Raw genomic sequence first — 18,135 nt, 5'->3', positions numbered from 1 at the left:
CGGGTCGTAGGGAGAGGTAAGGGCGAGGGCATGGACGCAGGTCTCAAGCGCGAACTGGAGCAGAAGGTCCGGGACGGCGAGCGGCTGTCCCGCGAGGACGGCATCGCGCTCTACGAGTCGGACGACCTGGCCTGGCTCGGCGGCCTCGCCCACGAGGTGCGCACGCGCAAGAACGGCGACGTCGTGCACTTCAACGTCAACCGTCACCTCAACATGACGAACGTGTGCACCGCCTCGTGCGCGTACTGCTCGTTCCAGCGCAAGCCGGGCGAGAAGGACGCGTACACGATGCGCATCGAGGAGGCCGTCCGCCTCGCCAAGGCGATGGAGGGCGAGAACCTCACCGAGCTGCACATCGTCAACGGCCTGCACCCGAACCTGCCGTGGCGCTACTACCCGCGTTCCCTGAGCGAGCTCAAGAAGGCGCTCCCGGACGTGTCCCTGAAGGCGTTCACGGCCACGGAGATCCACCACTTCGAGACGATCTCGGGGATGTCGGCCTCCGACATCCTCGACGAGCTCATCGAGGCGGGCCTGGAGTCGCTGACCGGCGGCGGCGCGGAGATCTTCGACTGGGAGGTCCGCCAGCACATCGTGGACCACCGCACCCACTGGGAGGACTGGTCGCGCATCCACCGCCTCGCGCACGAGAAGGGTCTCAAGACCCCGTGCACGATGCTGTACGGCCACATCGAGGAGCCCCGGCACCGGGTCGACCACGTGCTGCGGCTGCGCGAACTGCAGGACGAGACCGGCGGGTTCCAGGTCTTCATCCCGCTGCGCTACCAGCACGACTTCGTGGACATGAAGGACGGCAAGGTCAGGAACCGCCTCCAGGCGCGCACGACCATGGCGTCGGGCGCCGAGGCCCTGAAGACCTTCGCGGTCTCGCGTCTCCTCTTCGACAACGTCCCGCACGTCAAGGTCTTCTGGGTCATGCACGGCCTGCAGACGACGCAGCTCGCGCTCCAGCACGGCGCGGACGACATGGACGGCTCGGTCGTCGAGTACAAGATCACGCACGACGCGGACAACTTCGGCACGCCGAACAAGCTGACGCGTGAGGACCTGCTCGACCTCATCCGCGAGGCGGGCTTCCGCCCGGTCGAGCGGAACACGCGCTACGAGTCGATCCGTGAGTACGACGGTCCCGACCTGTCGCTGCGCGAGACGCCGCAGGCGATGCGGGTCTGACCGGCCTGTAGACGGACGACGAGCCCCGGCCTCTCCAGGCCGGGGCTCGTCGCGTTGACTGCGTCATCTGCGGTGTCCGCGATGCGGAACGCGGTTGAGGCGTGAAGCGGGTAATAGTTAATCTCGCCCTATGACGCTTACCTTCCGGCTCGACCCGGAGATCGATCCCGCCCTCCGTGACGGCGTCCTCGCCCTCTGGGCCGATGTGTCCAACGCCGGCGGAGCCGTCGGATTCGTGCCGCCCGTGACGGTCGACGACATCCGGCCGGAGTGGCTCAAGCGCCTGACCCAGCTCAGCCAGGGAGACACCCGGCTGCTCGTCGGGTACGACGAGGACGGCGCCGTCGCCGCGACCGCCTTCCTCGCGTACAACACCCACCGGCTGATGAAGCACTGGATCTGGCTGTACGTCGTGATGGTGCACCCCCGGCACCAGGGCAAGGGGTACGGCCGCGACCTCATGGCGGCCGCCGCCGACGCCGCCCGCGGGCTCGACGGCATCGAGGCGATCCGGCTGACCTGCCGGGGCGGCACGGGAGTCGACCGGTTCTACGAGTCCTGCGGATACAAGGAGGTCGGGCGCGTGCCCGGCGCGATCCGCGTCGCCCCCGGCGACGACCGCGACGACATCACGATGCTTCTCCCGCTCGGCTGAGTGCGACGGCTGAGCGCGGGGGAGGGCTCACCCCCTTGCCGGGCGCGACCCCTCCCATGCTTCACTGGAGTGGCTCGTCCTACTCGGGCTATTTCGGAACGGAAGAGTGGATTGACATGCTCCGCTACACGCTGATGCGCCTCGGGGTCTTCGTGGGCTGCTTTTTCGCGGTCTGGGGACTTGTCTACGTCGGCGCCCTGCCCAAGGGCCTCGGGGACTCCAACCTCCTCTGGGTCCTGCTGCTCGCCCTCGTCATCTCCGCGCCCATCAGCTTCGTGGTGCTGCGCAAGGAGCGGGACCGGGCGTCGGTCCAGGTCGTCGAGCGCGTCGAGCGCACCAAGGCCAACCTGGAGGCGAACCGCACCATGGAGGACCTCGCCGACGACTCCGCCCGCGCGAAGCCGTAAGTTTCGTCACACAGACCTCAGCCCCGGTACTGGAGCCCACGCTCCGGGCCGGGGTTTCTTGCGTCCCGGGGCGGGTTTCTTGTGCCCCGGGGGCGACTCGGCCTGTGATTGGCCTCGTCTACCTCAAACAAGACCTTTGATGTTCTCAAAGTTCAAGTGTTAACGTGTTCGACATGAAGACAGCAGCCGCGCACCGCATCGCCATGAGCGTCCCGCTCGTGGCGCGCCTGCATGTCGATCTCTGCCGCTGCATGTCCGCGGCCTGTCGTCGCCGTCCCTGAGGTCTCGCTGAGCCTCTTCCACAGCGCGACGACAAGCATCAAGTGACATCTGCACTGCAGCGGCGCCGTCAAGGCCGTTCCGTCTGACCCCTCGCGGTCGCCGCTCCCTCACGTCCCCCCGCCATTACCCGGAGTGTGTCCGTGTCCGCGAACTCCCCCGTATCCACGGCCGACAAGGCCGAGCAGCCGAAGTCCGGCCCCCGGATACCCAGATTCCTCAAGCTGCCGTTCTGGGCCCAGATCCTCGGCGGCCTGGTCCTCGGTGTCCTGCTCGGCTGGCTGGCGCGCAGCCAGGACGTGTCCTGGCTCGTCACCACGCTGGACAAGGTCGGAAGCACCTTCATCGGCCTCCTGAAGCTGGCGGTCGCCCCGCTCGTCTTCTTCGCGATCCTGGTGTCGATCACCAACCTGCGCAAGGTCAACAACGCGGCGCGGCTCGCCTCGCAGACGCTGGTCTGGTTCATGATCACGTCGCTGATCGCGGTCGTCATCGGCCTCGCGATCGGGCTCATCACGAACCCGGGCGCCGGCACCGGCCTGACCCCGAAGGACGGCGCCAAGCCGGAGACCTCGGGCTCCTGGATCGACTTCCTCACCGGGATCATCCCGACGGACGTCATCACGCCGTTCACCGAGCTCAACGTCCTGCAGATCGTCTTCATGGCCGCCGTCGCCGGTATCGCCGTACTGAAGATCGGTGACAAGGCGCAGCCGATCCTGGACCTCAGCGAGTCCGTGCTCGCGCTGCTCCAGAAGGCCCTGTGGTGGGTCATCAAGCTCTCGCCGATCGGCACCATCGGCCTCATCGGCTTCGCCATCGCCGACTACGGCTGGGACCTGATCAGCAAGTACGCGACGTTCACCGTCGACATCTACGTCGGTTGCGCCCTGGTGATGTTCGGCGTCTACCCGCTGCTGCTCTCCACGGTCGCCAAGGTCAACCCGCTGCAGTTCTTCAAGGGCGCCTGGCCCGCGATCCAGCTGGCCTTCGTCTCGCGCTCCTCGGTCGGCACGATGCCGGTCACCCAGAAGGTCACCGAGCGCCTCGGCGTGCCGAAGGAGTACACGTCCTTCGCGGTGCCGTTCGGCGCCACGACCAAGATGGACGGCTGCGCCGCGATCTACCCGGCCATCGCCGCGATCTTCGTCGCGCAGATCTTCGACGTGCAGATGGGCATCAAGGAGTACCTGCTCATCGCCTTCGTCTCGGTGGTCGGTTCCGCCGCCACGGCCGGCCTGACGGGCGCCACGGTCATGCTGACCCTGACCCTGTCGACGCTGGGCCTGCCGATGGAGGGCGTCGGCCTGCTCCTCGCGATCGACCCGATCCTGGACATGATGCGCACGGCCACGAACGTCGCAGGCCAGGCGGCCGTCCCGGTGATCGTCGCCGCCCGCGAGAAGATCCTCGACCGTGACGCCTACGAGAACGCGTCGGCTTCGCCGCTCGACGAGTTCGACGAGCCCGCCGACGAGCGGCAGCCGGTGCCTGTCGCCGCCTGACGTCCCCCCGCTCGTGGCGAACGTGCCCCCGCACTCAGCAGTGGCTGAGTGCGGGGGCACGTCTATGGGTGCGAGGCGTACCGGGGCCGGTCGGTCACTTCGGGTCGCGTTCGAAGACCGCCTTCGACCAGACGTAGCCGAGCGCGGAGAGCGCCACGCACCAGGCGAGGGTGATCCAGCCGTTGTGGCCGATCTCGGTGCCGAGGAGCAGGCCGCGCAGGGTCTCGATGGCCGGGGTGAAGGGCTGGTACTCGGCGATCGGCCGGAACCAGCCGGGCATCGAGCCGACGGGGACGAAGGCGCTGGAGAACAGCGGCAGCAGGATCATCGGCATCGCGTTGTTGCTGGCCGCCTCGGCGTTCGGGCTGATCAGGCCCATGCCGACCGCGACCCAGGTGAGGGCCAGGGAGAAGAGCACGAGCAGGCCGAAGGCGGCCAGCCACTCCAGGACGGTGGCGTCGGTGGAGCGGAAGCCGATGGCGACACCGACGGCGCCCACGAAGACCACGCTCAGGACCGACTGAAGGACGCTGCCGACGACGTGCCCGATGAGCACGGACCCGCGGTGGACGGCCATGGTGCGGAAGCGGGCGATGATGCCCTCGGACATGTCCATCGAGACGGACACCGCGGTCCCGACCACGGCGCCGCCGACGGTCATCAGCAGGATGCCCGGGACGATGTAGGCGATGTACTCGGAGCGGTCCGCGCCGCCCCCGCCGATGCCCGCGCTCATCACGTCGCCGAAGAGGTAGACGAAGAGCAGCAGCAGCATGATCGGCGTGAGCAGGAGCTGCAGGGTCATGGACGGGTAGCGCCGGGCGTGCAGGAGGTTGCGGCGCAGCATCGTGGAGGAGTCGCGGACGGCGAGGGAGAGGGAGCTCATCGGACGTTCTCCTTGGTCTGGGCGTGCTGCGCGGGGACGTCGGCGGGGCCGGTCAGGGCGAAGAAGACGTCGTCGAGGTCGGGGGTGTGCACGGTGAGCTCGTCGGCCTCGACACCGGCCGCGTCCAGCCAGTCGAGGAGGGAGCGCAGCTCGCGCTGGCTGCCGTCGCTGGGGATGGACAGCGAGAGGGCCTCGTCGTCGCGAGTGGACTCGCGGAGCGCGGAGGCGGCTGCCTTGTAGGCGTCGGGGTCGGTGAAGCGCAGGCGTACGTGGCCGCCGGGGATGAGTCGTTTGAGTTCTTCGGCGGTGCCTTCGGCGGCGATCTTGCCGTTGTTCAGCACGGCGATGCGGTCGGCGAGTTCGTCGGCTTCTTCCAGGTACTGCGTGGTGAGGAAGACGGTCACGCCGCCCGTGACGAGTTCGCGGATGATCTGCCACATGTTGTGGCGGGAGCGGGGGTCGAGTCCGGTGGTGGGCTCGTCGAGGAAGATGATGCGCGGGTCGCCGACCAGGGTCATGGCGATGTCCAGGCGGCGTTTCATGCCGCCGGAGTAGGTGGAGGCGGGCTTCTTGGCGGCCTCGGTGAGGTCGAAGCGGGCGAGGAGTTCGGCGGCGACCCTGCGTCCCTCGCTCTTGGAGAGGTGGTGCAGGTCGGCCATGAGGAGCATGTTCTCCTCGCCGGTGATCAGGCCGTCGACCGCGGAGAACTGGCCCGTCACACCGATCGCGGCACGCACCCCGTCCGGTGACGCGGCGATGTCGTGGCCCGCTACCTGAGCCTCGCCGCCGTCGGCCGAGATGAGCGTGGAGAGGATCTTCACGGCGGTGGTCTTTCCCGCGCCGTTCGGGCCGAGCAGCGCGAACACCGATCCGGCGGGGATGCGGAGATCGACGCCGTCGAGGACCGTCTTGTCGCCGTAGGACTTACGCAGACCGAGGGCGGAGACGGCGGCCGAGGACGGATTGCCGTTGTTCTGACTGGATGTGGACATGACAGATGAAGGCATGGGGCCCTCCTGGTCGAAGGCTGAAGTGGTGGGGGCGGCGGGGGCCGCAGGGGTGGTGAAGCGGCCGGGGGCTCAGGCGCGGGCGCGGACGATGTCGATGTTGCCGTGCCGGGTGCGGGCGCGGATCTTGACGGTGTCCTCGGCCTCGTCCGGGCCGTCGGACGAGGTGAGCCTGTTGCGTACCTGCCCCTTGTCGGAGCCGGCGTCGAGCCAGGCGGCCGTGCCCTCGCGGATGCCGATCTCGATGGCGCCGTAGTTGGTCTCCAACTGGATGGTGCCGCGGGCGGCTTCGGCGATGCGCAGGGCGCCGTAGGAGTTGGTCGCGGTGACCGAACCCTCGGCGCGCGCGATGTCGATGGCACCGTGGGCGCCGCTCACGCGCAGGTCGCCGGTCGCGCCGCCGACGGTCGTGTTGCCGTGCGAGTTCTTCAGCGTGGCGGAGCCCTCGACGAGGCCGACGCGGATGTTGCCGGAGCTGGTGGTGATCTCGGCCGCGCCCAGGACCCGTTCGACGGTGATCGAGCCGTGCGAGACGGTCAGCTGGAGCGGTCCTGCCGTGTCCAGGCGGACATCGCCGACCGAGGCCTTCACGCGGACCTCGCCGAGTTGGCCCTCACCGAGCACGTTGGGGCAGGAGCCGCCCACCTCGACGTGTGAGCCCGTGGGCAGTTCGACCGTCACGTCGACGGCGCCGGTGGGGCCGATCATGAGGCGTTCCTTCGTCCTGATGTTCAGGACGCCGCTCGCGTACGTGACCTCCGTCTGCTCGGCGGCCCGTACGTCCTTGTCCCTCTTCGGGTCCTGGGCCGTGACCTCGACGAGGGTGTCGGGCCGGTCGCTCGCGGTGAACCGGATGGAACCGGCTCCCACGTGTGCCGTGACCGAGATCGATTCGGGAGTGTCGAAAGAAGGCATGGCTGTCCCGTCCTCTTGGGTCTCTGGGGCGTCCCCGCTGGTGGGACGTGGTGTGAGTGAAGTGGTGGGAGGTGCTGGGTGGCGGTGCCGTGAGGTGGTGCCGGGAGGTTGAGCAGGGGCGGGCGGGGGCGTGGTCAGCGCACCCAGCCCGTGATGGTCTGTCCGATCGTGGGAGTCTTCGGCGCCGTACGCGGACGGGCGTCGCCGTCGACCGCGGCCGAGACGGCGCGGATCAGCCAGGCGTTGACCGAGAGGCCCTCGCGTCCCGCTGCCTCCTCGGCGCGGGCCTTGAGGTGGGCCGGCAGGCGCAGGTTGACGCGGGCGGTGCCGCCTTCGTCGCCTTCCGCGGGCAGCTGCGCCTTGAGCGGTTCGTAGGGGGTGGCCGGCTCCGCGGGGGTGTCGCTGTCGGTGGGCGGCAGCGTCACCACGAAGTCCGGGTCGAGACCGCGCAGTCGTACGTCGACGGAGCCGGGGGCGAGCTCGCGGGTGATCTCGTCCATCGCGGCCGAGAGCACGTTCAGCATGGTCAGCCGGGTCGCCGACTCCAGGGGAGCGGTGAGACGGTCGGCCAGCTCGCGGGCTTCTTCCCCGCCGGCTTCGGCGGCCACCGCGAGTTCACGGCGGAGGGTGTCGACATACGGCGTGAGGTCCATGACGTCATCTTGGCACCATCATGGCGCCATGCGCAACTGTAATGGCGCCGCGAGTGGGATGGGTGCGTTGATCGCTTGACGGGCGAGGCTCTGACCTGCGGAAACTCGGAGATGTGAGATGCAGCGGTGTGGCGCCAGGGTGAGAGTGTGGGCTCGGGCAGCGATTTAGGCGGCGCTTGGTGGTGCCACATGGCATCGGGTGGCGCCATCTGGCGTCAGGCGGGCACCGCGTGGTGCCGCCGGGTGCCATGTGGTGCCAGATGGCGCCATGGGGTGCCACGGGGTGCGGGGCCGCTCGGGGGCTGACCGTAGGCTGGCCCTCCTGTGCACAAGTTGTGTGGAAGGTGGGCGCCGGGGTGGGCGACATGAAGGCCGGGGCGGCCGGTGGGGGCACGGGGGCCGCGGGGAGCACGGGGAGCACGGGGAGCACGGTGGAAAAGCGGCAGAAGCGGATGCCGAGGGCCGTGCGCGAGCAGCAGATGCTGGACGCGGCCGTGCGGATCTTCGGGCAGCGGGGTTACCGGGCGGCTTCCATGGATGAGATCGCCGAGGTGGCGGGGGTGTCGAAGCCGCTGGTGTACCTGTATCTGAACTCCAAGGAAGAGCTGTTCACCGCGTGCATCCGGCGGGAGGCCGCGGCGTTGGTCGCGGCGGTGCGGGACGGGGTGAGCGGGGGCGGGCCCGCCGACCGGCAGCTGTGGGCCGGGCTGCGGGCCTTCTTCACGCATACCGCGGAGCGACCGGACGCGTGGGTGGTGCTGCATCACCAGGCGCGTACGCAGGGCGAGCCCTTCGCCGCCGAGGTCACCGTGATGCGCGAGGAGATCGTGGCGTTCGTGACGTCACTGATCGCGGAGGCGGCACGGGAGGCGCACCGCAAGCCGGAGCTGGCGGAACGTGAAGTCGCGGGCCTTGCCCAGGCGTTGGTGGGGGCTGCGGAGTCGCTCGCGGGATGGGCGAACGGGGACGCGTCGGTGTCCGCGAAGGAGGCCGCCGCGACGCTGATGAACTTCGCGTGGGCGGGGCTCGGGGAGCTGATGGAGGGGCGGCGCTGGGTGCCGTAGCCGTGCGGCGCTTAACGGAGGCTCGCGGTTCCGGTGAGGTGGGTCCTGTGGGAGTGGTCGCCGGTGCCCCGGAGCTGGAAGTCCGCGCCGTCGGCCGCGTAGGTGACGGTGGCGGGGAGCAGTACGGGTGCCTTGAAGTCGACGTGTACGTGGGCGGATTCGGGTGTGCCGTACTCCGCGAGGCAGCGGGCCACGGTCCACATGCCGTGGGCGATGGCCCGGGGGAAGCCGAGCATGCGTGCGGTCAGGGGGTACAGGTGGATGGGGTTGCGGTCACCTGAGACGGCACCGTAGCGACGTCCGAGGTCCCGGGGCAGTGACCACTCGGCGAGGGCGGGGAGCGGGGAGCTTTCGAGGGGTGCCTTGGCGGGGGTGCCGGCCTCGGTGCGATGGCGGGCCAGATAGGTGCTGCTGGACGTCCACACGGTGCTTCCACCGACGCGCGCCTCGGTGACGACGGTGGCTTCGGTACCGCGGTGGTGTGGGGCCAACTGGGTCGCGTGCACAGCGAGTTCGAGCTCATCGGCGGTGGTCAGGGCACGCTGCTGATCGATCTCGATGGACGTATGAACGAGCCCGAGCAGTGGAAGCGGAAATCCACGGGCGGACATGAGCCGCATGGCCAACGGAAAGCTGAGGACGTGGGGGTAGGTGAGGGGGAGGGTGCCCGGGGCGGCGCGGAACCCGCAGAGCCGGGAGTAGGCATCGAGGCGCTCACTGCTGGGCCGTATGCCGCTGAGGGTCGGACGCGAGGAGGGAAGAGCCGCGTCGGCCCGGGGCCGCTTCAGGGGCGAGAGAAGCGCACCACGGAGGAGAAGGGGGGCGAGCATGGGGTCCTTTCGGGGGCTGGGGGCTGGGGGCTGAGAGCTGAGAGCTGAGGGCGGGGTCGTGCCGGTGTTACGTCTCCGTCTCCGCCGCCGTGCGACGGCCGCGAGGCTACCGGCGGGGGAGCCTCGCGAGCCGCGCGCTGCGGAGTCATGCCGGTACGTCTCCCCCCGGCCGACCCCGCGAGGGCTGCGCTCGTTCGTCACCGGATGCTGCGGGGTGCTCGGGCGGGTGGGCGGGAAATGGCTCGTTCGGTAGGTGTGACGCTGCGGGGCAATCGGGCGGGTGGGCGGGAAAGGCCTGTTCGGTGGGGGTGATGCTGCGGGGCAATCGGGCGGGTGGGTGGGAAAGGCTCGTTCGGTGGGGGACAAGCTGCGGGGTGCTCAGGCGGGTGGGGACCCCCTGGGCTACGCGCCCAGAAGGCTTTGGCCGCAGACCCGGATCACCTGACCGTTGACGGCGCTCGAAGCAGGGCAGGCGAGCCACGCCGTGGTCTCCGCGACGTCCACCGGCAGACCCCCCTGGCCAAGGGAATTCATGCGACGCCCCGCCTCGCGGATGAAGAGAGGGACCGCCGCCGTCATCTTCGTCTCGATGAAGCCGGGCGCCACCGCGTTCACACTCACCCCGTACTCCGCGAGAGCAGTCGGCGCCAGAGCCCGCACCAGGCCGATGATCCCCGCCTTGCTCGCCGCGTAGTTCGTCTGGCCGACGTTCCCCGCGATCCCCGCGATCGACGCCGTGGCGACCACGCTCCCACCCCGGTTCAGCGTCCCGGACTTGAGCAACGCGTCCGTCGTACGCAGCACGCTCGTCAGATTCACGTCCAGGACCGGGTTCCAGCGGTCGGCCGGCATGTTGGCCAGCTTGCGGTCCCTCGTGATCCCCGCGTTGTGGACGAGGATGTCCAGGCCGCCGGGGGCCAGCGCCGAAGCCATGCGCTCACCGGCGTCATCCGCTGTGATGTCCAGCGGGAGGGCCGTACCGCCGAGCCGGTCCGCGACCCGTACCAAGTCCGCCTGTGCGGACGGAACATCGAGTACGACCACCCGCGCGCCGTCCCGAGCCAGCACCTCCGCCACCGCTTCGCCGATCCCCCGCGCCGCCCCGGTGACGAGCGCCGTGCGCCCGGCGAGGGGCCGGTCCCACCGGAGATCAAGGCTCTCCGCCTCCCCCGTCTCGATCACCTGACCGCTCACATACGCCGACCTCGGCGAGAGCAGGAAACGCAGCGTCGACTCCGCCCCGGCCGCCGAGCGCATGCGGACCAGCGTCGCCGTGCGGCCCTTGCCCAGCTCCTTGCCGAGGGAACGTACGAAGCCCTCCAACGCCTGTTGCGCCGCCGCCTGGTGGTGGTCCACCCCCGTCCCCGCCCCCTGGCCCACCGCCGGGACGGGCGCGCCGAGCACCACCACGCGGCCGTTCTCCGCCACCGAGCGCACCACGGGATGCAGCGCCGCGTGCACGAGGGCGAGGTCGGGAGTGTCACGTATGCCCGTTGCGTCCACCACGATCGCCGTGGGGCGGGAGGAATCGGATGTGACGCGAAGGTTCGTGCGCTCCAGTACCGGCGGCAGGTCCGCCGCGTGGGCGGACTCGCCCGCCGTGAGGAGCAGCAACTCGCCCTCCAGCTGCGGACGTTCCGGCGTCCAGCGGTGCAGCGCCGACGGCTGGGGCAGGCCGAGCCTTCGGGTGAGGAAGCGGCCGGGTGCGGTGCCCGTGAAGTTCAGATAGCGGTCGGCCATTGTCCAACTCCCAGCTCGGTCGTAAATTTACTTCAGAGTAAGGTTACTCAAGGGTCAGGAGCTGGTCGAGACATGAATCAGGAGCTGGTCGAGACATGAAACTGCCCACCACCCGCCGCGTGGCGGTCATCGGCGGCAGCCGCATCCCCTTCGCGCGTTCCGACGGCCCGTACGCGACCGCGTCCAACCAGGAGATGCTGACCGCCGCCGTCGACGGACTCGTCGAGCGCCACGGCCTTGAGGGGCACGGCGCCGTGGGGGAGTTCGTCGCCGGGGCCGTGCTCAAGCACAGCCGGGACTTCAACCTCGCCCGCGAGACCGTTCTCGGCTCGCGGCTCGCACCGACCACGCCCGCGTACGACATCCAGCAGGCCTGCGGCACCGGCCTGCAGGCCGTCATCGCCGCCGCCAACAAGATCATGCTGGGGCAGACGGAGTCCGCCGTGGCGGGCGGCGCGGACACCGCGAGCGACGCCCCGCTCGGCGTCAACGACTCCCTTCGCAAAATTCTCCTGTCCGCGCGCCGCGCCAAGACGGCGGGGGAGCGGGTCAAGGCGCTCGCCCGCGTGCGGCCCTCGCATCTCGTGCCCGACATCCCGCGCAACGCGGAGCCGCGCACCGGGCTTTCGATGGGCGAGCACGCCGCCGTAACCGCCCAGGCGTGGGGCGTCACGCGCGAGGCGCAGGACGAACTGGCCGCCACCAGCCATCAGCGGCTCGCCGCCGCGTACGACAGGGGGCTCCTGGACGGGCTCGTCGTGCCGTTCAGGGGACTTGAGCGGGACCAGAACCTGCGGCCCGGGTCGAGCGTCGAGAAGCTGGCGAAGCTGAAGCCGGTGTTCGGGGTGGCGGGGGCCAATCCGACCATGACGGCCGGGAATTCGACGCCCTTGACCGATGGCGCCGCCGTCGCGCTGCTCGCGAGCGAGGAGTGGGCCGGGGCGCGCGGTCTTGAGCCGCAGGCCTACCTCACCGCGTACGAGACCGCCGCGGTCGACTTCGTCGGGGGCGATGTCGCCGGGGGCGAGGACGGGCTCCTGATGGCGCCCGCGTACGCCGTGCCGCGGATGCTGGAGCGGGCGGGGCTCGGGCTCGCGGACTTCGACTTCGTCGAGATCCACGAGGCGTTCGCCTCGCAGGTCCTTGCCACGCTGGCCGCGTGGGAGAAGCGGGGCCTGGGCGTCGTGGACCGGGACCGGCTCAACGTCGCCGGCTCCTCGCTCGCCACGGGCCACCCCTTCGCCGCCACGGGCGCGCGGATCATCGCCACCCTGGCGAAGCTCCTCGCCGAGCGGGGCACACCCGGACGGGGCCTGATCTCGATCTGCGCGGCAGGCGGCCAGGGAGTAACGGCAATCCTGGAACGCGACTAAAGCAACCCCCGCCGTCGGCTTCCCCCTCCACCGCCCTACCGCCCCACCACCGCCCCCCCCCGGACAAGGAGCAGCCCCCATGCCCCCCAAGCCCCCCGTCGCCCCCCAGCCCGCCCTCGTCGAACCCCACCTTCGGCATCTCGACGGTGCCGTTCGGGAAGTCTCCGTGCCGGCATTCGCGGCGGTCGCCGTCAGTGGGTCCCTTGCCGAGATTCCCTTCGACAATGCCCGGGAGGCGCCCGCCGAGGCCGTGTTGTCGCGGAAAGGGGATGACGGGCGGTGGTGGGACGTGTCCGCCGCGGACTTCGCCGGGGAAGTCCTCGCCGTCGCGAAAGGGCTGATCGCGGAGGGGCTCGCTCCGGGGGACCGGCTCGCCATCATGGCGCGTACGACCTACGAGTGGACGCTGCTCGACTTCGCCGGCTGGGCGGCCGGACTCGTCACCGTCCCCGTCTATCCGACCTCCTCCGCCTATCAGACCCGGTGGATACTCCAGGACTCCGGTGCCGTCGCGCTCGCCGTCGAGACCTCGGCGCTCGCCGCCTCGCTCGGTCCCGAGCGGGACCGGATGCCCGACCTGGAGCACCTGTGGTCCTTCGAGAAGGGCGACATACGGCGCCTCGCCGAGCTGGGGCGGCAGGCGGAGATCTCCGACGAGGAAGTGGACGCCAGGCGGGGCGCGTTGAGGCCCGATTCCGTCGCCACCCTCATCTACACCTCCGGCACCACCGGTCGCCCCAAGGGCTGCGTCCTGACCCACGGCAACTTCTTCGCCGAGGTCGACAACGCCATCGAACTGCTTCACCCCGTCTTCAAGTCCGTCAGCAAGGAGCCCGCCTCCACACTGCTCTTCCTGCCGCTCTCCCACGTCTTCGGACGCATGGTCGCCATCGGCTGCATGCGCGCCCGCGTGCGGCTCGGGCACGCGCCCAGCATCCAGACCGAGGACCTGCTGACAGACCTCAGCGGATTTCGCCCCACCTTCCTGCTCGCCATCCCGTACGTCCTGGAGAAGGTCTTCAACACCGGGCGCGCCACCGCCGAGAAAATGGGCCGCGCCTCCTCCTTCGACCGCGCGGCCCGCATCGCCGTCCGCTACGGCGAGGCGATCGAGGCGGAGCAGCACGGCACCGGCCCCGGCCCCTCGTTCAAGCTGCGCATGGCCCGCGCGCTGTACGACCCGCTGGTCTACCGGCGCATCCGCGCCGCCCTCGGCGGCAAGGTGCGCTACGCGATCTGCGGCGGCTCACCCCTGGGGCGCCGCCTCGCCGCGTTCTACGCGGGCGCGGGCATCGAGATCTTCGAGGGCTACGGGCTGACGGAGACCACCGCCGCGGCCACCGTGACACCCCCGCTCAAGCCGAAGCTCGGCACGGTGGGCTGGCCGCTGCCCGGCACCCGCGTGCGCATCGCGGACGACGGTGAGGTGCTGCTCGCCGGGAAGCAGGTCTTCGGCGGGTACTGGGACGGGCAGGCGGGCCGTGCGGTGCCCGCGCGGAGCGAGTGGTTCGCCACGGGCGACATCGGCGCCCTGGACGCCGACGGATACCTCTCCATCACCGGACGCAAGAAGGACATCCTCATCACCACCGGCGGCAAGAACGTCACGCCCGCCCCGCTGGAGGACTGGCTGCGCGCCCACCCGCTGATCGGCCAGTGCATGGTGGTCGGCGACGCCCGCCCGTACATCACCGCCCTGATCACCCTGGAGGCGGACGGCATCGCGCACTGGTGCCGCATGAAGAAGAAGGCGCACACGGGCCCCGGCCTCGTGGACGACCCCGACCTGCGCGAAACCCTGCAGCGCGCCGTCGACGAGGCCAACAAGCTCGTGTCGCGCGCCGAGTCCATCCGGCGCTTCGCCGTGCTCCCGGTGGACTTCACCGAGGAGAGCGGCCACCTGACCCCGTCCCTGAAGCTGAAGCGCGACGCCATCGAGCGCGACTTCGCGGAGGAGATCGAGAAGCTCTACGCACGCGGACGGTAACGCGGTGACGCACGGGTGACACGGGTGACGCACGGTAGCGAAGGTCACTCGCTGTCACCTGGACGGGCGGCGCCGCTGCCCCGCGCTTAGGGTGATCGAGGGGCAGACCCAGGGAGGTTGCCGTGCGTGGAGCAGTTGCACTCGCCGGCGTGACAGCGCTGGCCGTCGTGGGGACAGGGGCCTGGCTGCCGGGCCCCGGCGCGGATGCCGGGCGTCCGTCGTCATCCGAGCCTTCGCCCGAGCGGTCGTCCGAGCCGTCGTCTCAGCCCACGCCCAACCTCTCCCGCTTCTACGACCAGAAGATCAAGTGGGGCCCCTGCGAGGACGGCGGCGCGGGCCTCATGGCCGACCCCGACGCCACCCCCGTGGCCAAGGACAAGAACGTCCAGTGCGGAAAGATCACCGTCCCTCTCGACTACGCGAAACCGGGGCGCGGCACGGTCAAGGTCGCCATGATCCGCGTCAAGTCCAGCGGCGAGCCCCGCGGCTCCCTCCTCCTGAACTTCGGGGGTCCAGGCGGCGCCGGGGTCTCCGGGCTCCTCAGCTCGCAGAAGGAGTTCGAGTATCTCGGCAAGGGATACGACGTGGTCTCCTTCGACCCCCGCGGCGTCGGCGAGAGCTCGCCCGTCAGCTGCGGTGACGCCGAAGCGAGCGAGCCGGAGATGCAGCAGGACTCCGACGACCCCGGTGCCGTACTCGACGAGATGCGCAAGATGGCCGAGGAGTGCAAGAAGAACTCCGGGCCCGTCCTGCCGTACGTCGGGACCGTCAACGTCTCGCGCGACATGGACGTCATGCGCCAGGTGCTCGGCGACAAGAAGCTCAACTATCTGGGCTTCTCGTACGGGACGCGGCTCGGCGCCGTCTACACAGCCCAGTTCCCGAAGAACGTCGGGCGCATGGTCCTCGACGGCGTCGACACGCTGACCGAGGACGTCGCCGAGCAGGCCCTGGTGAGCGCGGAGGGCCGCCAGACGGCCCTCGACAACTTCGTGAAGTGGTGCACCGACAACCCGGGTTGCGTCCTCGGCACCGACTCGCGTGCGGCACGCGGCAACATGGTCGAGCTGATCAAGGGGCTCGACACGTATCCCCTCCAGTCGTCGGACGGCGCGGAGTTCACCGGCCAGGACGTCGTGGACGTACTCGGACAGGCCCTTTACAGCAGGCAGTCGTGGCCCGCGCTCTCACAGGCACTCGGCGCGCTCCTCGCGGACGGCGATCCCAGGGCGCTGCTGCGGATGAGCGGCTCCCTGGAGCAGCAGGTCAAGGCCCCGCACGAGATCCCCGCCGACAACATGGCCGCCGCGCTCATGGCCGTGAACTGTGCCGACGACCCGGACCGCCCGGACGCGGACAGCCTCGAAAAGGAAGTGGGCAAGCTCCAGAAGGAGTTCGAGTCGACCTCCGCGATCTTCGGGCAGTCGATGCTGATGCCGGTGCTTTTCTGCTACGGCCGCCCCGCGGGCACGGACTACATCCGTGACGACGTACGCGACGTCAAGAGCCCCGACTTCCTCCTCGTCGGCACCCGGGGTGACCCGGCCACGCCGTACCGCTGGACCGAGGAGACCGCGAAGCGCCTCGGCTCCTCGGCGATAGTCCTGGACAACAAGGGCGACGGCCACACGGGGTACGCCGGTTCGAAGTGCGTGCGCGAGAAGGTGGACGGATTCCTCCTGTACGACGAGATGCCGCGGACCGGCAGCTCGTGCGGGGTGGATGAGGAGGACTGACGGACACGGCGGCCACGGCTACCGTTCGCGTATGCGCCGACAAGCCGAACAAGACGCCCCCGCCCCCGGACCCATAACCCCGGACGACCTGGACCAGGTGGTCCAGCTCGCCCTCGCCGCCCTCCGCGAGGCACCCCCCATCGCCTGGGACGGCAAGGCGGGAACCCTGGAGTGGGACTGCTGGGAGACGGTGGAACACCTCGCCGACGACCTCTTCGCGTACGCGGCACAGCTCGGACCGAGGCAGCCGCCCCTGGACGGTGAGGTCCCCTTCATCTGGGAGCCCCGCAGGCCCGGCGGCCCCTCCAACGCCATCCACGCGGACCGCGCCGCGGGCCCGGCCGGGCTGCTCCAGGTCCTGGAGTCGAGCGGCGCCCTGCTGATCGCCATGGCCCGAACGGCACCGCCGACGACCCGCTCGTACCACGGCTTCGGCATCTCGGACCCGGAAGGCTTCGCGGCGATGGGGGTCGTGGAGACCCTCGTCCACACGTACGACCTCGCCGACGGCCTGGGCCTGAAGTGGACCCCGCCCGCCGACGTGTGCGCCCGGGTACTCCGCCGCCTGTTCCCGGACGCCCCGACGGACCAGGAGCCGTGGCCGACGCTGCTGTGGGCGACGGGGCGGGGTGAGCTGCCGGGTCAGGAACGACGTACGTCGTGGCGCTGGTACGGGGAGCCTCAGCAGGTGGGGTGAGTGGCCGCCGCCTGTGCGACGAAGGTGGACCACGCGGTGGGCGCGACGGTGAAGTTGGGGCCCTCGGGGTTCTTTGAGTCGCGTACGTGGATGGCGTGGGGGCAGGTGGATACCTCCACGCATTCACCGCCTTCGCCGCCACTGTGGCTGGACTTGCGCCAGGTGTAAGCGACCTCGAGGCATTCACCTCCGGCGCCGCTGCTGTAGCTGGACTTGAACCAGGTGAGTTCCTCGGTGCTCATCGCTCCCCCAGAATCTTCTCGATCAGAGCCAGGGACTCCCATGGGTTGAGAGCCAGTGCGCGCATGATCCCATAGCGGTCGACGATGAGCCGGACCTCTTCCGGATCGGTGATCAGCTTGGGGTACCCCTGGACCTCTGTGTAGGCCACCTGCTGGTGCCCCTTCGGTGTCAGTAGATTGAACGCGCCGTCCATGTTGGGATGTTCCTCGCGATTGGTCGGCAGAACCTGGATTGCCACGGTTCGCTTCCGGCCGAGACGCAGCAGTTGCCGGAGCTGGCCCTCATGGACGGTTGGTCCGCCAATAGGGCGGTGCAGGACTACTTCCTCCAGCACGTAACTGAAGGCGGGGGACGGCCAACGCTCAAAGATCTGCTGGCGAGCCAGCCGGTCGGCGACTCGTTTCTCGATAGTTTCGTCGTCCAGCAGCGGTCGCCGATGCGAGAAGACCGCCCGCGCATACTCCTCGGTCTGAAGCAGGCCAGGTACGCCCTGGTTGGCGTAGAAGTGCAGCTCCACCGCCTCCCCTTCAAGCTTCGCGTACCCCCGGTACCAGTCCGGATGCCGCGTCCGGGACTTCTTCTGCGCCTCCCGTACGTCATCCACAGCCGCCGCCAACACACCCCTGGCGTCCAGCAATTCGTCGGCCCTGATCAGGAATTCCGGCTGCGGAGTCCGGACCCCGCGCTCCATGGACGAGATCAGCGCCTCCCCGCAATGCGCCGCCTTGCCCAGTTCCCGTTGGCTCAGGCCCGCGTGCTCGCGCAGGACCTTGATCTGTTTGCCCAGCGCGCTGAAAAGATGCGCTGTGCCGTCCGCCTCGGCAGGCCTCTCCGGCCGCTCTTCCCGATCCGCACTCGCCATATCCGTACCGCCCTGCAGTGGTCACGGTCGACACCTCAGACGCCGACCGGACGCACTCATACAGCTACGCTCCGTCGCGGCGTCGTACCTGGTCAGCGTAGA

The 18,135-nt window shown here is 69.8% G+C and carries 17 protein-coding genes; 9 read left to right on the top strand and 8 right to left on the bottom strand.

From position 1 onward, the window contains the following. The first annotated feature begins 30 nt into the window (after window positions 1-30). From mqnE to AB0I66_RS39130, 4 genes are all read left to right on the top strand, one after another. Entirely contained in the window at window positions 31-1,194 is a 1,164-nt protein-coding gene (mqnE, locus tag AB0I66_RS39145; RefSeq protein ID WP_363212830.1) for an aminofutalosine synthase MqnE, read from the top strand. A gap of 130 nt (window positions 1,195-1,324) precedes the next feature. Next, entirely contained in the window at window positions 1,325-1,849 is a 525-nt protein-coding gene (locus AB0I66_RS39140) for a GNAT family N-acetyltransferase (protein WP_363212829.1), read from the top strand. 116 nt (window positions 1,850-1,965) lie between these two features. Beyond that, window positions 1,966-2,256: a DUF4229 domain-containing protein gene (locus AB0I66_RS39135; protein ID WP_363212828.1), complete on the top strand. Its 291-nt coding sequence runs from the start codon at window positions 1,966-1,968 to the stop codon at window positions 2,254-2,256. A gap of 422 nt (window positions 2,257-2,678) precedes the next feature. After that, on the top strand, window positions 2,679-4,040 hold the full coding sequence (locus AB0I66_RS39130; RefSeq protein ID WP_363212827.1) for a dicarboxylate/amino acid:cation symporter: 1,362 nt from the start codon (window positions 2,679-2,681) through the stop codon (window positions 4,038-4,040). Window positions 4,041-4,134: 94 nt separating this feature from the next. Here AB0I66_RS39130 and AB0I66_RS39125 read toward each other — a convergent pair whose 3' ends face one another. The 4 genes from AB0I66_RS39125 to AB0I66_RS39110 all read right to left on the bottom strand — a co-directional run bounded on the left by AB0I66_RS39125 (window position 4,135) and on the right by AB0I66_RS39110 (window position 7,501). Then, a complete protein-coding gene (locus AB0I66_RS39125) occupies window positions 4,135-4,926 on the bottom strand; it encodes an ABC transporter permease (protein WP_363212826.1) in 792 nt (263 codons plus the stop codon). Further along, the gene (locus tag AB0I66_RS39120; protein ID WP_363212825.1) at window positions 4,923-5,918 is read right to left on the bottom strand and encodes an ATP-binding cassette domain-containing protein; all 996 of its coding nucleotides are present in this window, start codon (window positions 5,916-5,918) and stop codon (window positions 4,923-4,925) included. Before AB0I66_RS39120 ends, AB0I66_RS39125 begins: the two co-directional genes overlap by 4 nt. Before the next feature lie 87 nt (window positions 5,919-6,005). Then, the gene (locus AB0I66_RS39115; protein WP_363212824.1) at window positions 6,006-6,848 is read right to left on the bottom strand and encodes a DUF4097 family beta strand repeat-containing protein; all 843 of its coding nucleotides are present in this window, start codon (window positions 6,846-6,848) and stop codon (window positions 6,006-6,008) included. A 134-nt stretch (window positions 6,849-6,982) separates the two neighbouring features. Beyond that, window positions 6,983-7,501 carry a hypothetical protein gene (locus AB0I66_RS39110; RefSeq protein WP_363212823.1) on the bottom strand — a complete coding sequence of 173 codons (519 nt, stop codon included), beginning with the start codon at window positions 7,499-7,501 and terminating at the stop codon, window positions 6,983-6,985. Window positions 7,502-7,953: 452 nt separating this feature from the next. On the opposite strand from AB0I66_RS39110, the gene AB0I66_RS39105 reads away from it, so the two are divergent. Then, on the top strand, window positions 7,954-8,565 hold the full coding sequence (locus AB0I66_RS39105) for a TetR/AcrR family transcriptional regulator (RefSeq protein ID WP_363212888.1): 612 nt from the start codon (window positions 7,954-7,956) through the stop codon (window positions 8,563-8,565). Window positions 8,566-8,576: 11 nt separating this feature from the next. On the opposite strand, the gene AB0I66_RS39100 is transcribed toward AB0I66_RS39105, so the two are convergent. Both AB0I66_RS39100 and AB0I66_RS39095 read right to left on the bottom strand, forming a co-directional pair. After that, the gene (locus AB0I66_RS39100; protein ID WP_363212822.1) at window positions 8,577-9,395 is read right to left on the bottom strand and encodes a MaoC/PaaZ C-terminal domain-containing protein; all 819 of its coding nucleotides are present in this window, start codon (window positions 9,393-9,395) and stop codon (window positions 8,577-8,579) included. Between the two features lie 402 nt (window positions 9,396-9,797). Beyond that, on the bottom strand, window positions 9,798-11,135 hold the full coding sequence (locus AB0I66_RS39095) for a 3-oxoacyl-ACP reductase (RefSeq protein WP_363212821.1): 1,338 nt from the start codon (window positions 11,133-11,135) through the stop codon (window positions 9,798-9,800). 95 nt (window positions 11,136-11,230) lie between these two features. Between AB0I66_RS39095 and AB0I66_RS39090 the strand changes: the two genes are divergently transcribed. The 4 genes from AB0I66_RS39090 to AB0I66_RS39075 all read left to right on the top strand — a co-directional run bounded on the left by AB0I66_RS39090 (window position 11,231) and on the right by AB0I66_RS39075 (window position 16,928). Continuing rightward, the gene (locus tag AB0I66_RS39090; RefSeq protein WP_363212820.1) at window positions 11,231-12,508 is read left to right on the top strand and encodes an acetyl-CoA C-acetyltransferase; all 1,278 of its coding nucleotides are present in this window, start codon (window positions 11,231-11,233) and stop codon (window positions 12,506-12,508) included. 79 nt (window positions 12,509-12,587) lie between these two features. Then, a complete protein-coding gene (locus AB0I66_RS39085; protein WP_363212819.1) occupies window positions 12,588-14,495 on the top strand; it encodes an AMP-binding protein in 1,908 nt (635 codons plus the stop codon). 122 nt (window positions 14,496-14,617) lie between these two features. Then, the gene (locus AB0I66_RS39080) at window positions 14,618-16,231 is read left to right on the top strand and encodes an alpha/beta hydrolase (protein WP_363212818.1); all 1,614 of its coding nucleotides are present in this window, start codon (window positions 14,618-14,620) and stop codon (window positions 16,229-16,231) included. 31 nt (window positions 16,232-16,262) lie between these two features. Beyond that, window positions 16,263-16,928 (top strand): maleylpyruvate isomerase N-terminal domain-containing protein, encoded by a 666-nt coding sequence (locus tag AB0I66_RS39075; protein WP_363212817.1) that lies wholly within the window; start codon window positions 16,263-16,265, stop codon window positions 16,926-16,928. On the opposite strand, the gene AB0I66_RS39070 is transcribed toward AB0I66_RS39075, so the two are convergent. Both AB0I66_RS39070 and AB0I66_RS39065 read right to left on the bottom strand, forming a co-directional pair. Further along, window positions 16,913-17,170, bottom strand: coding sequence for a DUF397 domain-containing protein (locus tag AB0I66_RS39070; RefSeq protein WP_363212816.1), 258 nt, complete (start codon window positions 17,168-17,170; stop codon window positions 16,913-16,915). The two genes, AB0I66_RS39075 and AB0I66_RS39070, sit on opposite strands and share 16 nt — an antisense overlap. Next, the gene (locus tag AB0I66_RS39065; RefSeq protein ID WP_363212815.1) at window positions 17,167-18,033 is read right to left on the bottom strand and encodes a helix-turn-helix transcriptional regulator; all 867 of its coding nucleotides are present in this window, start codon (window positions 18,031-18,033) and stop codon (window positions 17,167-17,169) included. Before AB0I66_RS39065 ends, AB0I66_RS39070 begins: the two co-directional genes overlap by 4 nt. Window positions 18,034-18,135: the final 102 nt, after the last annotated feature.

It is taken from the genome of Streptomyces sp. NPDC050439 (assembly GCF_040655335.1).
In the GTDB taxonomy this organism is placed as follows: Bacteria; Actinomycetota; Actinomycetes; order Streptomycetales; family Streptomycetaceae; genus Streptomyces.
The sequence above is the reverse complement of the archived record's forward strand: the minus strand, read 5'-3'. Positions and strand labels throughout refer to the sequence as shown.

What these genes read in the sequence shown, in the direction of transcription:
- AB0I66_RS39140 (WP_363212829.1), top strand. Translation starts at nt 1,325, where the DNA reads ATGACGCTTACCTTCCGGCTCGACCCGGAGATCGATCCCGCCCTCCGT.
- AB0I66_RS39125 (WP_363212826.1), bottom strand. Translation starts at nt 4,926, where the DNA reads ATGAGCTCCCTCTCCCTCGCCGTCCGCGACTCCTCCACGATGCTGCGC.
- AB0I66_RS39065 (WP_363212815.1), bottom strand. Translation starts at nt 18,033, where the DNA reads ATGGCGAGTGCGGATCGGGAAGAGCGGCCGGAGAGGCCTGCCGAGGCG.
- AB0I66_RS39115 (WP_363212824.1), bottom strand. Translation starts at nt 6,848, where the DNA reads ATGCCTTCTTTCGACACTCCCGAATCGATCTCGGTCACGGCACACGTG.
- AB0I66_RS39100 (WP_363212822.1), bottom strand. Translation starts at nt 9,395, where the DNA reads ATGCTCGCCCCCCTTCTCCTCCGTGGTGCGCTTCTCTCGCCCCTGAAG.
- AB0I66_RS39105 (WP_363212888.1), top strand. Translation starts at nt 7,954, where the DNA reads ATGCCGAGGGCCGTGCGCGAGCAGCAGATGCTGGACGCGGCCGTGCGG.
- AB0I66_RS39085 (WP_363212819.1), top strand. Translation starts at nt 12,588, where the DNA reads ATGCCCCCCAAGCCCCCCGTCGCCCCCCAGCCCGCCCTCGTCGAACCC.
- mqnE (WP_363212830.1), top strand. Translation starts at nt 31, where the DNA reads ATGGACGCAGGTCTCAAGCGCGAACTGGAGCAGAAGGTCCGGGACGGC.
- AB0I66_RS39095 (WP_363212821.1), bottom strand. Translation starts at nt 11,135, where the DNA reads ATGGCCGACCGCTATCTGAACTTCACGGGCACCGCACCCGGCCGCTTC.
- AB0I66_RS39070 (WP_363212816.1), bottom strand. Translation starts at nt 17,170, where the DNA reads ATGAGCACCGAGGAACTCACCTGGTTCAAGTCCAGCTACAGCAGCGGC.
- AB0I66_RS39120 (WP_363212825.1), bottom strand. Translation starts at nt 5,918, where the DNA reads ATGTCCACATCCAGTCAGAACAACGGCAATCCGTCCTCGGCCGCCGTC.
- AB0I66_RS39090 (WP_363212820.1), top strand. Translation starts at nt 11,231, where the DNA reads ATGAAACTGCCCACCACCCGCCGCGTGGCGGTCATCGGCGGCAGCCGC.
- AB0I66_RS39075 (WP_363212817.1), top strand. Translation starts at nt 16,263, where the DNA reads ATGCGCCGACAAGCCGAACAAGACGCCCCCGCCCCCGGACCCATAACC.
- AB0I66_RS39135 (WP_363212828.1), top strand. Translation starts at nt 1,966, where the DNA reads ATGCTCCGCTACACGCTGATGCGCCTCGGGGTCTTCGTGGGCTGCTTT.
- AB0I66_RS39110 (WP_363212823.1), bottom strand. Translation starts at nt 7,501, where the DNA reads ATGGACCTCACGCCGTATGTCGACACCCTCCGCCGTGAACTCGCGGTG.